This window comes from Serratia sp. TSA_130.1, from assembly GCF_052691795.1.
The window spans coordinates 56162-69680 of the sequence record NZ_JBQZFS010000008.1; the positions used below are offsets into that span (position 1 = coordinate 56162).

At 61.5% G+C, this 13519-nt stretch carries 12 protein-coding genes; 7 read left to right on the forward strand and 5 right to left on the reverse strand.

Features of this window, described 5'->3' with window-relative positions; genetic code table 11:
- Positions 1-119: 119 nt before the first annotated feature.
- Entirely contained in the window at positions 120-689 is a 570-nt protein-coding gene (gene ppiA, locus ACUTQY_RS22025) for a peptidylprolyl isomerase A (protein ID WP_038878108.1), read from the reverse strand.
- A 353-nt stretch (positions 690-1042) separates the two neighbouring features.
- On the opposite strand from ppiA, the gene ACUTQY_RS22030 reads away from it, so the two are divergent.
- The 4 genes from ACUTQY_RS22030 to tsgA all read left to right on the forward strand — a co-directional run bounded on the left by ACUTQY_RS22030 (position 1043) and on the right by tsgA (position 5114).
- On the forward strand, positions 1043-1381 hold the full coding sequence (locus tag ACUTQY_RS22030; RefSeq protein WP_025304525.1) for a PTS lactose/cellobiose transporter subunit IIA: 339 nt from the start codon (positions 1043-1045) through the stop codon (positions 1379-1381).
- Positions 1378-2685, forward strand: a complete 1308-nt coding sequence (locus ACUTQY_RS22035) for a 6-phospho-beta-glucosidase (RefSeq protein WP_046687917.1) — start codon at positions 1378-1380, stop codon at positions 2683-2685. The genes ACUTQY_RS22030 and ACUTQY_RS22035 overlap by 4 nt, the downstream gene beginning before the upstream one ends.
- A 72-nt stretch (positions 2686-2757) precedes the next feature.
- A complete protein-coding gene (locus tag ACUTQY_RS22040) occupies positions 2758-3738 on the forward strand; it encodes a LacI family DNA-binding transcriptional regulator (protein ID WP_033645266.1) in 981 nt (326 codons plus the stop codon).
- A gap of 191 nt (positions 3739-3929) precedes the next feature.
- The gene (gene tsgA / locus ACUTQY_RS22045) at positions 3930-5114 is read left to right on the forward strand and encodes an MFS transporter TsgA (RefSeq protein WP_025304528.1); all 1185 of its coding nucleotides are present in this window, start codon (positions 3930-3932) and stop codon (positions 5112-5114) included.
- Between the two features lie 54 nt (positions 5115-5168).
- Here the strand turns inward: tsgA and ACUTQY_RS22050 are convergent, their stop codons facing one another.
- Positions 5169-6449: a cytosine deaminase gene (locus ACUTQY_RS22050; protein WP_169539927.1), complete on the reverse strand. Its 1281-nt coding sequence runs from the start codon at positions 6447-6449 to the stop codon at positions 5169-5171.
- Positions 6450-6739: 290 nt separating this feature from the next.
- On the opposite strand from ACUTQY_RS22050, the gene nirB reads away from it, so the two are divergent.
- Genes nirB through cysG form a run of 3 tightly spaced genes read left to right on the forward strand, consistent with a single transcriptional unit; the run spans position 6740 to position 11066 of the window.
- Positions 6740-9289: a nitrite reductase large subunit NirB gene (nirB, locus tag ACUTQY_RS22055; protein ID WP_046687919.1), complete on the forward strand. Its 2550-nt coding sequence runs from the start codon at positions 6740-6742 to the stop codon at positions 9287-9289.
- Positions 9286-9612: a nitrite reductase small subunit NirD gene (gene nirD / locus ACUTQY_RS22060; protein WP_033645269.1), complete on the forward strand. Its 327-nt coding sequence runs from the start codon at positions 9286-9288 to the stop codon at positions 9610-9612. The genes nirB and nirD overlap by 4 nt, the downstream gene beginning before the upstream one ends.
- A 50-nt stretch (positions 9613-9662) precedes the next feature.
- Positions 9663-11066, forward strand: a complete 1404-nt coding sequence (gene cysG, locus ACUTQY_RS22065; RefSeq protein ID WP_046687920.1) for a siroheme synthase CysG — start codon at positions 9663-9665, stop codon at positions 11064-11066.
- Between the two features lie 51 nt (positions 11067-11117).
- Here cysG and trpS read toward each other — a convergent pair whose 3' ends face one another.
- The 3 genes from trpS to rpe are packed head-to-tail and all read right to left on the reverse strand — an operon-like array spanning position 11118 to position 13496.
- Positions 11118-12125 carry a tryptophan--tRNA ligase gene (gene trpS / locus ACUTQY_RS22070; RefSeq protein ID WP_004930324.1) on the reverse strand — a complete coding sequence of 336 codons (1008 nt, stop codon included), beginning with the start codon at positions 12123-12125 and terminating at the stop codon, positions 11118-11120.
- Between the two features lie 2 nt (positions 12126-12127).
- Complete coding sequence (locus tag ACUTQY_RS22075; RefSeq protein ID WP_033645272.1) at positions 12128-12826, reverse strand: phosphoglycolate phosphatase; 699 nt, start codon at positions 12824-12826, stop codon at positions 12128-12130.
- Complete coding sequence (rpe, locus tag ACUTQY_RS22080) at positions 12819-13496, reverse strand: ribulose-phosphate 3-epimerase (RefSeq protein WP_019456160.1); 678 nt, start codon at positions 13494-13496, stop codon at positions 12819-12821. Before rpe ends, ACUTQY_RS22075 begins: the two co-directional genes overlap by 8 nt.
- Positions 13497-13519 lie beyond the last annotated feature (23 nt).

Sequence of the window (13519 nt, forward strand, 5' to 3'; positions counted from 1 at the left end):
CGGATTTCCGGTCTGATTATTGTCTGCCGATTAGAGCATGGGGCGCAGGAGAAAACAGTGATGAAGGCAAGGCTTCGGGAGGAAGGAGCGGCCGACCCCGGCGGGATCGGCCAAAAAACTTACGGCAGTACCTTGGCCGACAGAATCACCACCGGTTTGGTCGGCACATTCTGGTAAGGGCCGACGTTGCCGGTCGGCACCTGGGCAATTTTGTCCACCACGTCCATGCCTTTCACCACTTTGCCGAATACCGCGTAGCCGAAGTCACGCTGGCCGTGATCCAGGAAGGCGTTATCCGCCACGTTCAGGAAGAACTGGCTGGTGGCGCTGTCCTTGTCGGCGGTGCGCGCCATCGAGATGGTGCCGCGCAGGTTGCGCAAGCCGTTGTCGGCTTCGTTCTTGATCGGCGCCTTGGTGGATTTTTGCTGCATGTCAGCGGTGAAACCGCCGCCCTGGATCATAAAGCCCGGGATCACGCGGTGGAAGATGGTGTTGTTGTAGTACCCGCTGTTCACGTAGTCGACGAAGTTCTGGCTGGAAACCGGTGCCTTCTGGCTGTCGAGCGCCAACTCGATATTCCCCGCCGAGGTCGTCAGCATGACGTGGGTCTCACCGGCGGCGAGTGCGGCTGGCGCCACTGCGGTCAGGGAACACAGCGCGACGAAGGTCACTAAAGTACGTTTGAACATTAACGGGTCCTTTCTCTGAGAGACAAACAACGGAAAAGCGCTTTGATTCTAAAGAGCTGTATCGGCAAGTGCCAGCCATTTACCTATATTTACCCAATTACGGGACATATCCTAGGCGGCCCTGAATTTTGCTGCGGAAAGTATGGGCGCAGAAGGCTTTTTTGCCAACCGCATCACGCATTTTTTGCCCCGCGCCACCCTGGGTCGGTTTTTGCGATCTGCCTCCCAGTTTGCACACGCATTGTCGTTACTCTATTTAAATGAGAGCGCTCTCATTATAAAAAGAACGGATACTGAAGCATCCCACGGCGGCGTCGCCGCGCAACCCCTGGAGAAATGACGTGAGTGAATTGATGACTGAAGTCAGCCCCGAGTTTGAAAGCACCATCATGGAACTGCTGGTGTTCTCCGGCAGCGCGCGCAGTAATGCGTTGATGGCGTTGCGGCAAGCGCGCGCCGGTGACTTCGCCGCCGCGGCCAAACACATGGTCGAATCCAAAGAGTGGGTGAAGAAGGCGCACCTGATCCAGACCGAGCTGATCGGCCTGGACGAAGGCTGCGGCAAGCTGGCGATCAACCTGATCACGGTACATGCGCAGGATCATCTGATGAACGCCATGGTGATCCAGGATCTGGCCGACGACATGATCGAGCTCTATCGCCGTCAGTCGCAAACGGAGGGCCGCTCATGAGCACGCTCAAAATCGCGGTGATTGGCGGTGGCAGCAGCTACACTCCCGAACTGGTCGATGGGCTGATCCAACGCATCGATGAGCTGCCGGTCACCGAACTGGCGCTGGTGGACGTCGAGCCAGGCCGCCAAAAAGTGGAAACCATCGCCGCCCTGACCCGCCGCATGCTGGCGCGCCACGGGCTGGAACAGGTGAAGGTCAGCGTGCACTTCGCGCTGGACGAAGCGATTCGCGGCGCCGCTTTCGTGCTGACCCAGTTCCGCGTCGGGCAACTGCCGGCGCGCGCCGCCGACGAACGGCTGGGCCTCAAATACCAGCTGCTCGGCCAGGAGACCACCGGCGTCGGCGGCTTCGCCAAAGCGCTGCGCACCATTCCGGTAATGCTGGATATCGCCCGTCGGGTGGAAAAGCTGGCGCCGGACGCCTGGATCATAAACTTCACCAACCCGGCCGGCATCGTCACCGAGGCGGTGTCCCGCTTTACCAAAGCGAAGATCATCGGCCTGTGCAACGTACCGATCAGCATGCATCACATGATCGCCAACATGCTGCAGGCGCCTTACGCCGACGTGCAGCTGCGGTTTGCCGGTTTGAACCACATGGTCTGGGTGCATCAGGTCACGCAGCAGGGGCGCGACGTCACCGGCAACGTGATCGACATGCTGTGTGACGGCGCGGCGCTGACCATGAACAACATCAAGGAAGAGCCCTGGCAGCCGGACTTCCTGCGCGCGCTCGGCGCCATCCCCTGCCCGTACCACCGCTATTTTTACCAGACCCGCGAGATGCTGGCGGAAGAGATGGCCGCCGCCGGCGAGCGCGGCACCCGCGCCGAGCAGGTGATGCAGGTAGAAAAAGAGCTGTTCGAGCTGTATGCCGATCCGCTGTTGAACAGTAAGCCGGAGCAGCTCAGCTTCCGCGGCGGTTCTTTCTATTCCGAAGTTGCGCTGGAGCTGATCCGTGCTATCCATAATAATCTCGGCACGCAATTAGTGGTCAACACCGCAAACCGCGGCGCAATCCATGGCCTGCCGGACGATGCTGTGATAGAAATCAACTGTATCGTCGATGCTCAGGGCGCGCATCCGCTGACCTTCGGCCCGCTGTCGGAACCGATGCAGGCGCTGACGCAGCAGGTGAAAGCCTACGAACGCCTGACCATCGAGGCCGCGGTGCACGGCGATCGCCGCAGCGGCTTGCTGGCGCTGATCGCCAACCCGCTGGTGGGCAACGCCAATCTGGCGCAGCCGTTGCTGGACGAGGTGTTGACGATAAACGCGCCGTATTTACCGCAGTTCAGGTAAGCGCCTGCGCGCGGTATGACAGGGGTTCGGCGCGCCGAACCCATTTTTTTAGCCGTAATCAGGAGTTGGACGATGGTGACACTGGAAGATGTCGCGGCGCTGGCGGGCGTATCGCGCGCCACCGTATCGCGGGTAGTGAACGGCGACAGCAACGTCAAAGCGCCGACCCGCGAGAAGGTTGAACGCGCCGTCGCCCAGCTCGGTTACACCCCCAACCCGGCGGCCCGCGCGCTCGCCTCCAGCCACAGCAATACCCTCGGGTTGGTCACCACGTCGTATCGCGGCGGCTTCTTCGGCGCGCTGATGGACTTCGTGCAAACCGAGGCCGAATCCCACGGCAAGCAGCTGCTGGTGACCCAGGGCCGCAACAGCGCCGAAAACGAATGGCAGGCGGTGCAGCGGCTGTTCAGCCTGCGCTGCGACGGCGTGATCCTGCACGTGCGTTTTCTCAGTGACGATCGGCTGCGCCAGCTGGCGGCGGAGCAACGTCATTTCGTGTTGCTCGATCGTCTGGTGCCGGGGCTGGAAGACCGCTGCGTCACCTTCGATCATCCGCTCGCCAGCCGCATGGCGACCCAGCAACTGCTCGACGCCGGCCACCGGCGCATCGCCTGCATCAGCGGGCCGCGCGAACGGCCGTCGAGCCGCCTGCGGCTGCAAGGGTTTGAAGAGGCGATGCAGGCGGCGAATATCGAGCCGGTGGCCTGTCTGGAGGGCGTTTACGATCTGGAAAGCGGTTACCGCTGCGCCGATCGCCTGTTGCGGCAGGCCGCGCCGCCCAGCGCCATCTACTGCTGCAACGAAGAGATGGCGATCGGCGCCCTGCTGGCGATCAACGAGCACCGCCTGCGGGTGCCGCAGGATATCTCCTTGATCTGCTACGACAGCGGCGAACGCGCGCCCTTCGTCCGCCCGGCGTTGAGCAGCGTACACTTTCCCATCAGCGAGATGGCGCAATACGCGGCGCGCAGGTTGATCGATCCCGCCACCCCGACGCACCGTTTTGAGCCGACGATCATCAACCGTGATTCCATTGTGACGGTACGCAAATAGATCACAATAATGCGTATCATCCCTTCATGGGTTGCATCAAAAAATCGACAGCCATCACAAAAAATCCCGTTGTCTGTGCTAGGATCCGCCCCCTGGTGGCCTGAACGGGACTTTTTTCTGCGTTTGCCAGGAAAAGCCAGCGGCCTTATGCCAGTTTTAAAACCTCTAACAGACATATTCAGGCCTATATAATGAATGACAGTAACCGCATACGGCTTACCTGGATCAGCTTCTTTTCGTACGCGCTGACCGGTGCTTTAGTGATCGTCACAGGGATGGTGATGGGAAACATTGCAGAGTACTTTAATCTGCCGGTTTCCAGCATGAGTAACACCTTTACTTTCCTCAACGCCGGCATTTTGATTTCGATCTTCCTCAATGCCTGGCTGATGGAAATCATCCCGCTGAAGCGTCAGCTGATCTTCGGCTTTGTCCTGATGGTGCTGGCGGTGGCAGGGCTGATGCTCGGCAAGAGCCTGACCATGTTCTCGCTGTGCATGTTTATCCTTGGCGTGGTTAGCGGCATCACCATGTCGATCGGCACCTTCCTGATCACCCACATGTATGCCGGCCGCCAGCGCGGTTCACGCCTGTTGTTCACCGATTCCTTCTTCAGCATGGCCGGGATGATTTTCCCAATCGTCGCCGCCATGCTGCTGGCTCGCCATATCGGCTGGTACTGGGTTTATGCCTGCATCGGCCTGCTGTACGTGGGGATCTTCGTGCTGACCCTGTGCTCCGACTTCCCGGTGCTGGGCAAGAAAGGCGCCGACGCCGGTCAACCGGTCGAGAAAGAAAAATGGGGCATCGGCGTGCTGTTCCTGTCGATCGCCGCGCTGTGCTACATCCTTGGCCAGCTGGGCTTCATTCAGTGGGTGCCTGAGTACGCCACCAAGTCGTTCAACATGGACATCGGCCAGGCCGGTAAGCTGGTGAGCGACTTCTGGACCTCATACATGGTCGGCATGTGGGTGTTCAGCTTCATCCTGCGCTTCTTCGATCTGCAGCGCATCGTTACCGTGCTGGCCGCGCTGGCCACCGGCGCGATGTACCTGTTCGTCAGCACCGACAATCCGGAGCACCTGGGCTACTACATCATGGCCCTGGGCTTCGTTTCCAGCGCCATCTACACCACGCTGATCACTCTCGGCTCGCTGCAGACCAAGGTCTCCTCGCCGAAGCTGGTCAACTTTATCCTGACCTGCGGCACCATCGGCACCATGCTGACCTTCGTGGTCACCGGCCCGATCGTGGCGAAAGGCGGGGCGCACGCGGCGCTGACCACCGCCAACGGCCTGTACCTGGCGGTGTTCGTGATGTGTCTGCTGCTGGGCTTCGTGACCAAGCACCGCAGCCACGGTCACGTAACGCACTGATTTCTTCGCATCAAATACATCAAGGGCGCCCGCAAGGCGCCCTTTTTTTGCGCCTTAGCGCCGAAAATCCACCGTCTCATCCTGCTGCAGATGCAGCGTGGTTTCCGCCGGCCGCGTTTCGGCGATCACCGCGCCCTGGCGAATCGAATAACGCACCGGCGTCTGGCGGCGCACCGCGTCGAAACCGCTTTCCGCCGGCAGGATCACCAGGTTGGCGCTGTTGCCGGCCGCCAGGCCGTAGTCGCTCAGGTTAAGCGTGCGCGCGCTGTGGCTGGTGATCAGCTTCAGCCCGTCGTCGATTTGGCCATAGCCCATCAGCTGGCACACGTGCAGCCCCATATGCAGCACCTGCAGCATGTTGGCGGTGCCGAGCGGATACCAGGGATCGAACACATCGTCGTGGCCGAAGCAGACGTTGATCTCCGCCTCCAGCATCTCCTTCACCCGCGTCACGCCGCGCCGTTTTGGGTAGCTGTCGAAACGCCCCTGCAGGTGAATGTTCACCAGCGGGTTGGCGACGAAGTTGATGCCGGACATTTTCAGCAGGCGGAACAGCCGCGAGGCGTAAGCGCCGTTGTAAGAGTGCATCGCCGTGGTGTGGCTGGCGGTGACTTTCTCCCCCATCTCCAGCTTCAGCGCCAGCGCCGCCACGGTCTCGACGAAACGCGATTGCTCATCGTCAATTTCATCGCAGTGCACGTCCACCAGCCGATCGTATTTTTGCGCCAGCGCGAATGCCTTATGCAGCGACTCCACGCCGTATTCGCGGGTGAATTCGAAGTGCGGAATGGCACCCACCACGTCGGCCCCCAGCCGCAGCGCCTCTTCAAGCAGCGCTTCGCCATTAGGATAGGAAAGGATCCCCTCCTGCGGGAAGGCGACGATCTGCAGCGTCACCCAGGGCGCCACCTCCTGCTTAACTTCCAGCATGGCGCGCAGTGCGGTCAGCGTGGGATCGGAAACGTCGACGTGGGTGCGCACATACTGCACGCCGTTGGCGATCTGCCACTTGAGCGTTTGCCAGGCGCGTTGCTTGACGTCTTCATGGGTCAACAAGGCTTTGCGTTCTGCCCAGCGCTCAATCCCCTCAAACAGCGTGCCGGACTGGTTCCAGGCCGGCTGGCCGGCGGTTTGCGTGGTATCCAGATGAATATGGGGTTCGACGAATGCCGGCAGCGCCAGCCCGCCCTGCGCATCCAGCACGTCGCTGCGCCACTCCTGCCCTTCCGGCTGCGGCACCAGATGCGCAATGCGCCCCTGTTCTATCGCCAGTTGCCACAATCCTTCATGCCCGCTTAAACGCAGGTTGTCGATAAACTTCAATGGACGTTTCACCACCCTTCACCTCTGCCGTTGCGCTGGTTTTCTTCATCATACTGGCAGCGGATCGCGCTGACAAAGTCGCCGTTGCATGCCGGCCTGCGCGTCTACTCCCAGCGGGGTAGTTGGTGCGCGACCTGACTCGCTTCAGCTAAAGGTGAATAAAATCCGCAACTTATCAAAAAACGTGGAAAATCATTCATATACCACGTTGTGGGTATATAAAGGCGCGATTGATTTGCATCAATAAATTGCCCCTCGGGAGGGATAAGGTAAGCCTAGGAAACCCGAATTTTGAGGCAATAATGAGCAGAGTCAAACTTGCCGTGATCGGCAATGGCATGGTCGGCCACCGGTTCATCGAAGATCTGTTGGATAAAGCAGACAAAGACCTATTCGACATCACCGTATTTTGCGAAGAGCCGCGCATCGCTTACGATCGCGTGCATCTCTCTTCCTATTTCTCGCACCATACCGCCGAAGAGCTGTCGCTGGTGCGCGAAGGCTTTTACGAAAAGCACGGCGTGAAGGTGCTGATCGGCGAACGCGCCATCACCATCAATCGCGACGAGAAAGTCATCCACTCCAATACCGGACGCACCGTCTATTACGACAAGCTGATCATGGCCACCGGCTCCTATCCGTGGATCCCGCCGATTAAAGGCTCGGATAGCCAGGACTGCTTCGTTTACCGCACCATCGAAGACCTGAACGCCATTGAAGCCTGCGCGCGCCGCAGCAAACGCGGCGCGGTGGTCGGCGGCGGGCTGTTGGGGCTGGAAGCTGCCGGCGCGCTGAAAAGCCTGGGGGTGGAAACGCACGTGATCGAATTCGCTCCGGTGCTGATGGCCGAACAGCTCGACCCGATGGGCGGTGACCAGCTGCGCCGCAAGATCGAGCGCATGGGCGTCAAAGTACACACCGGGAAAAACACCCAGGAGATCGTCAACGGCGGCGGCACGGCGCGCAAAACCCTGCATTTCGCCGACGGCAGCCTGCTGGAAGTGGATTTCATCGTTTTCTCCACCGGCATCCGCGCCCAGGACAAGCTGGCGCGTCAATGCGGACTGGAGATCGGCCGCCGCGGCGGCATCGCCATCAACGACTGCTGCCAGACATCGGATCCGGACGTGTACGCCATCGGTGAGTGCGCCGCCTGGCGCGATCGCACCTTCGGCCTGGTGGCGCCGGGTTACAAAATGGCGCAGGTGGCCGCCGATCACCTGCTGGGCCGCGAAAACGGCTTCCAGGGTGCCGACATGAGCGCCAAACTGAAACTGCTGGGCGTAGACGTCGGCGGCATCGGCGATGCCCACGGCCGCACCGAGGGCGCCCGCAGCTACGTTTATCTGGATGAGAGCAAAGAGGTCTACAAACGCATCGTGGTCAGCGCCGACAACAAAACCCTGCTCGGCGCAGTGTTGGTCGGCGATACCAGCGATTACGGCAACCTGCTGCAGCTGGCGCTGAACGGCATCGCGCTGCCGGAAAACCCGGACGGCCTGATCCTGCCGGCCCATGCGGGCAGCAAGCCGGCCATCGGCGTGGATTCGCTGCCGGAAAGCGCGCAGATTTGCTCCTGCTTCGACGTCAGCAAAGGCGACATCATCCGGGCAGTCAACCAAGGCTGTCACACCGTGGCGGCGCTGAAAGCCGAAACCAAGGCCGGCACCGGCTGCGGCGGCTGCATCCCGCTGCTCACCCAGGTGTTGAACGCCGAGCTGAGCAAGCAAGGCATCGAGGTCAACCACCACCTGTGCGAACACTTCGCCTATTCACGCCAGGAGCTGTTCCACCTGATCCGCGTCGAAGGCATCAAGTCGTTCGAGGCGTTATTGGCCAAATACGGCAAAGGCTACGGCTGCGAAGTCTGCAAACCGACCGTCGGCTCGCTGCTGGCCTCGTGCTGGAACGAATACATCCTCAAACCGCAGCACACGCCGCTGCAGGATACCAACGACAACTTCCTCGGCAATATCCAAAAAGACGGCACTTACTCGGTGATACCGCGCTCCGCCGGCGGCGAAATCACCCCGGACGGCCTGCTGGCCATCGGACAGATCGCCAAGGAGTACAATCTTTACACCAAAATGACCGGCTCGCAGCGCATCGGCATGTTCGGCGCGCAGAAAGACGACCTGCCGGCCATCTGGCGCAAGCTGCTCGCCGCCGGCTTTGAAACCGGGCACGCATACGCCAAGGCGCTGCGCATGGCGAAAACCTGCGTCGGCAGCACCTGGTGCCGCTATGGCGTCGGCGACAGCGTCGGTTTCGGCGTCACGCTGGAACATCGCTACAAAGGCATCCGCACCCCGCACAAAATGAAATTCGGCGTCTCGGGCTGTACCCGGGAATGCGCCGAAGCGCAGGGCAAGGACGTCGGCATCATCGCCACCGAAAACGGCTGGAACCTGTATGTTTGCGGCAACGGCGGCATGAAACCGCGCCACGCCGACCTGCTGGCCGCCGATCTCGATAGCGAGACCCTGGTGCGCTACCTTGACCGTTTCATGATGTTCTATATCCGCACCGCCGATAAGCTGCAGCGCACCTCGGTATGGCTGGAGAGCCTGGAAGGCGGCATCGATTACCTGCGCAAGGTGATCGTTGACGACACGCTCGGCATCAACGAGCAGCTGGAAGCGGATATCGCCCGCCTGCGCGAGGCAGTGATCTGCGAGTGGAAAGAAACCGTCGAGCACCCGGAAACGCAGCTGCGCTTCGCCCACTTCATCAACAGCCCGCTGCGCGATCCGAACGTGCAGGTGGTGGCCGAACGTGACCAACACCGCCCGGCGCGCCCTGACGAGCGCATTGCCGTCACCCTGATCGACACCGAGGAGAGCCAAGCATGAGCCAGTGGATTACCGTTTGCCCCATCGCCGACATCCTGCCCGGCACCGGCGTGTGCGCCCTGATCGGCGATCGGCAGGTGGCGGTGTTCCGCCCCTATGCCGACGAACAGGTGTTCGCCATCAGCAATATCGACCCGTTCGCCCAGGCCAGCGTGCTGTCGCGCGGGCTGATCGCCGAGCATCAGGGGGAGTTGTGGGTCGCCAGCCCGCTGAAGAAACAGCGTTTCCGCCTGTACGATGGCCACTGCCTGGAAGATGACAGCCGCTCCGTCGCCAGCTTCACCAGCCGGGTGGTCGACGGCATCGTGCAAGTCGCGGCATAACCTTTCGGGGGCGCATCCCGCCCCCACGCCGATAACCCTGAGGAATGCCGATGGACTACCTGCCGATTTTCTGCCAACTGCAACACAAAGCCTGCCTGCTGGTCGGCGGCGGCGAAATCGCCGAACGCAAGGCGCGCCTGCTGCTGGACGCCGGTGCGGCGCTGACCGTCAACGCCCTGGCCTTCAGCCCGCAGTTCCACCAGTGGGCGGCAGAAGGCCTGTTGACGCTGGCCGAGGGCGAATTCAGCCCGGCCCTGCTGACGGAAAAATGGTTGGTGATCGCCGCCACTGACCGGCTGGAGGTCAACGCGCGGGTGTACCAGTGCGCCAACCAGCAGCGGGTGTTCTGCAACGTGGTCGATGACCCGAAACGCGCCAGCTTTATCATGCCGTCGATCATCGATCGTTCGCCGATCGTGGTGGCGGTGTCCTCCGGCGGCAAAGCGCCGGTGTTGGCGCGGCTGCTGCGCGAGAAGCTGGAAGCGCTGCTGCCGCAACACCTCGGCAAGCTGGCGCAGCTCGGCGGATCGCTGCGTCAACGGGTGAAACAGCGCTTCAGCAGCCTCGGCGCGCGCCGCCGCTTCTGGGAGCGGCTGTTCGCTCACGATCGGCTGGCGCAATCGCTGGCCAATGACGACGCGGCTCTGGCCGAACGCCAGCTCGAACAGCTGTTCAGCGAACGGCCGGAGGATCGCGGTGAAGTGGTGCTGGTGGGCGCCGGGCCGGGCGATGCCGGCCTGCTGACGCTGAAAGGGCTGCAACAGATCCAGCAGGCCGACGTGGTGGTTTACGACCGGCTGGTCTCCGAAGCGATCATGACGCTGGTTCGTCGCGACGCCGAGCGCATCTTCGTTGGCAAACGCGCCGGCCATCACTGCGTGCCGCAGGAGCAGATCAACCACATCTTGCTGCAGCAAGCGCGGCAAGGCAAACGCGTGGTGCGCCTGAAGGGCGGCGATCCCTTTATCTTCGGCCGCGGCGGCGAAGAGCTGGAAACGCTGGCGGACGCCAACGTACCGTTCTCGGTGGTGCCGGGCATCACCGCCGCCTCCGGCTGTTCCGCCTACAGCGGCATCCCGCTCACCCACCGCGACCACGCGCAGAGCGTGCGTCTGGTGACCGGCCACGCCAAGGCCGACGGTGGATTGGACTGGGCGACGCTGGCCGCCGGGCAACAGACGCTGGTGTTCTATATGGGGCTGTCGCAGGCGGCGGAGATCCAGCGCCGGCTGATCGCGAACGGACTGCCGGCCGCCACACCGGTGGCGCTGGTGGAAAACGGCACTTCCTGTCGTCAGCGGGTGATCGAAGGCGAGCTTGGCCAACTGGGCGCCTTGTCCCTGCAGGCCGCCAGCCCCAGCCTGATCATCGTCGGCAGCGTGATCAGCCTGCGCAGCAAGCTCAATTGGTTCGCCAGCGAAGCCCCGCCCGCCGGCCTGGCGCAAATGGCGTGATACCGACGTAAAAAAAGCGGCCCAAGGCCGCTTTTTTTATTTGCGCCGGCGTTACGCCTGCGGCGGTACGAAACCGACGGCCTGATAAACCTTCGCCAGGGTTTCCTGCGCGCGTGCACGGGCTTTGGCGGCGCCGTCGCGCATCACCTGCTGCAGGTAGGCTTCGTCGTTGCGGAAGCGGTGGTAACGCTCCTGCAGCTCAGCCAGCATGCCGGAGACGGCTTCCGCCACCGCGCCTTTCAGGTGGCCGTACATTTGGCCTTCGAACTCGGCTTCCAGCTGCGCGATGCTCTTGCCGGTGACGCCGGCGAGGATGTCCAACAGGTTGGAGACGCCCGCCTTGTTGACCACGTCGTAACGCACGACAGGCGGCTCTTCCGAGTCGGTCATTGCGCGTTTGATCTTTTTGGTCACCGCTTTCGGATCTTCCAGCAGGCCGATCACGTTGTTGCGGTTATCGTCCGACTTGGACATCTTCTTGGTCGGTTCCTGCAGCGACATCACGCGTGCGCCGGATTTAGGAATAAACGGCTCCGGCACTTTGAACACGTCGCCGTACAGCGCGTTGAAACGCTGGCCCACGTCGCGGCTCAGTTCCAGGTGTTGTTTCTGGTCTTCGCCCACCGGCACCTGATTGGTTTGATACAGCAGGATGTCCGCCGCCATCAGCACCGGATAGCTGAACAGCCCGGCGTTGATGTTCTCCGCGTAGCGTGCGGATTTGTCTTTGAACTGCGTCATGCGGCTCAGTTCGCCAAAATAGGTGTAGCAGTTCAGCACCCAGCTCAGCTGCGTGTGCTCAGGCACATGCGACTGCACGAAGATGGTGCTTTTTTCCGGATCGATACCGCAGGCCAGATACAGCGCCAGCGTATCCAGCGTGGCTTTGCGCAGCTTTTCGGCGTCTTGGCGCACGGTGATGGCATGCAGATCGACGATGCAGTAGATGCAGTCGTAGTCGTCCTGCATCTGCACCCACTGACGCAGCGCACCCATGTAGTTGCCGATGGTCAGTTCGCCGGACGGCTGCGCGCCGCTAAATACGATGGGCTTACTCATGTTTAAATTTCCTGATTCTCTAAAGATGACAGCCCAAGAGCGGGCAACAAATCGGCGAAGCGCTCCAACACCCGATCGGGGTGGCTCAGGGCGATCGATTCGCCGTAGTTATAACCGTAGGTAAAACCGACGCTCGGGCAACCGGCGCCCTGAGCGGCTTGAATATCGTTGCGCGAATCGCCGACGAACAGCAGTTCATGCGCTCGCAACCCAAGCTTGCCGAGCACCAGATACAACGGCGCCGGGTGAGGTTTCTTTTCCGTCACGTCGTCGCCGCCGATCACCAGCGAAAAATACTCGCCAATGCCCAGCGATGCCAGCAGCGGCGCCACGAACGGCGTCGGCTTGTTGGTCACCAATGCCATCGGGTAACCGTGCGCGGCCAGGCGGGCCAGCGTCTCTTGCACCTGCGGGAACAGGCGGCTGCCGCTGTCAACAGTCTGCGCGTAGAAATGATCGAAGCGCTCACGCAGCCGGCTGCACTGCTCCGGCGTGTCTTCCGCTTCCGCCCAGCGCAGCGCGCGCTGCACCAGCACGTCGGCGCCGTTGCCGATCCAGGTGCCAACTCGCTCTTCACCCGCTTGCGGCAGCCCCCTCTCTTCCAGCGCCATATCGATGGCGGCCGCGAGGCCCGGCGCGCTGTCGACCAGCGTACCGTCAAGATCGAAGGCCAGTGCGCGGATCGCGCCGAAATCAGCCATGGGAAACCTTCGCCAGCTCGCTGCGCATTTCGTCGATCACTTTGCGGTAGTCCGGCTGGCCAAAGATGGCGGAACCGGCGACAAACATATCGGCGCCCGCGGCGGCGATTTCGGCGATGTTGTCCACCTTCACCCCGCCGTCGACTTCGAGACGGATATCGCGGCCGCTGTCGTCGATCAGTTTGCGCACCTGGCGCAGCTTGTCGAGCGTGCCGTGGATGAACGACTGGCCGCCGAAGCCCGGGTTGACCGACATCAGCAGGATCACGTCGATTTTATCCATCACGTAATCAAGATAGCTCAGCGGGGTCGCCGGGTTGAACACCAGGCCGGCCTTACAGCCGTGCTCTTTGATCAGCTGAATGGTGCGATCGACATGTTCGGAGGCTTCAGGGTGGAAAGAGATATAAGACGCGCCGGCCTTGGCGAAGTCAGGCACGATGCGGTCCACCGGCTTGACCATCAGATGCACGTCAATCGGCGCGGTAATGCCGTAGTTGCGCAGCGCTTCGCACACCATCGGACCGATGGTCAGATTGGGCACGTAGTGGTTGTCCATGACGTCGAAGTGCACCACGTCGCCGCCTGCGGCCAGCACGTTAGCGGTATCTTCACCTAACCGGGCAAAATCTGCCGACAGAATGGACGGGGCAATCAAAAACTTTTTCATCCGCTTCTCCAAACGTAGGGTCG

Excerpts from the sequence above, each read along its gene's own strand:
- ppiA (WP_038878108.1), bottom strand. The coding sequence starts at position 689 with ATGTTCAAACGTACTTTAGTGACCTTCGTCGCGCTGTGTTCCCTGACC.
- ACUTQY_RS22030 (WP_025304525.1), top strand. The coding sequence starts at position 1,043 with ATGACTGAAGTCAGCCCCGAGTTTGAAAGCACCATCATGGAACTGCTG.
- ACUTQY_RS22035 (WP_046687917.1), top strand. The coding sequence starts at position 1,378 with ATGAGCACGCTCAAAATCGCGGTGATTGGCGGTGGCAGCAGCTACACT.
- ACUTQY_RS22040 (WP_033645266.1), top strand. The coding sequence starts at position 2,758 with ATGGTGACACTGGAAGATGTCGCGGCGCTGGCGGGCGTATCGCGCGCC.
- tsgA (WP_025304528.1), top strand. The coding sequence starts at position 3,930 with ATGAATGACAGTAACCGCATACGGCTTACCTGGATCAGCTTCTTTTCG.
- nirB (WP_046687919.1), top strand. The coding sequence starts at position 6,740 with ATGAGCAGAGTCAAACTTGCCGTGATCGGCAATGGCATGGTCGGCCAC.
- nirD (WP_033645269.1), top strand. The coding sequence starts at position 9,286 with ATGAGCCAGTGGATTACCGTTTGCCCCATCGCCGACATCCTGCCCGGC.
- cysG (WP_046687920.1), top strand. The coding sequence starts at position 9,663 with ATGGACTACCTGCCGATTTTCTGCCAACTGCAACACAAAGCCTGCCTG.
- trpS (WP_004930324.1), bottom strand. The coding sequence starts at position 12,125 with ATGAGTAAGCCCATCGTATTTAGCGGCGCGCAGCCGTCCGGCGAACTG.
- ACUTQY_RS22075 (WP_033645272.1), bottom strand. The coding sequence starts at position 12,826 with ATGGCTGATTTCGGCGCGATCCGCGCACTGGCCTTCGATCTTGACGGT.
- rpe (WP_019456160.1), bottom strand. The coding sequence starts at position 13,496 with ATGAAAAAGTTTTTGATTGCCCCGTCCATTCTGTCGGCAGATTTTGCC.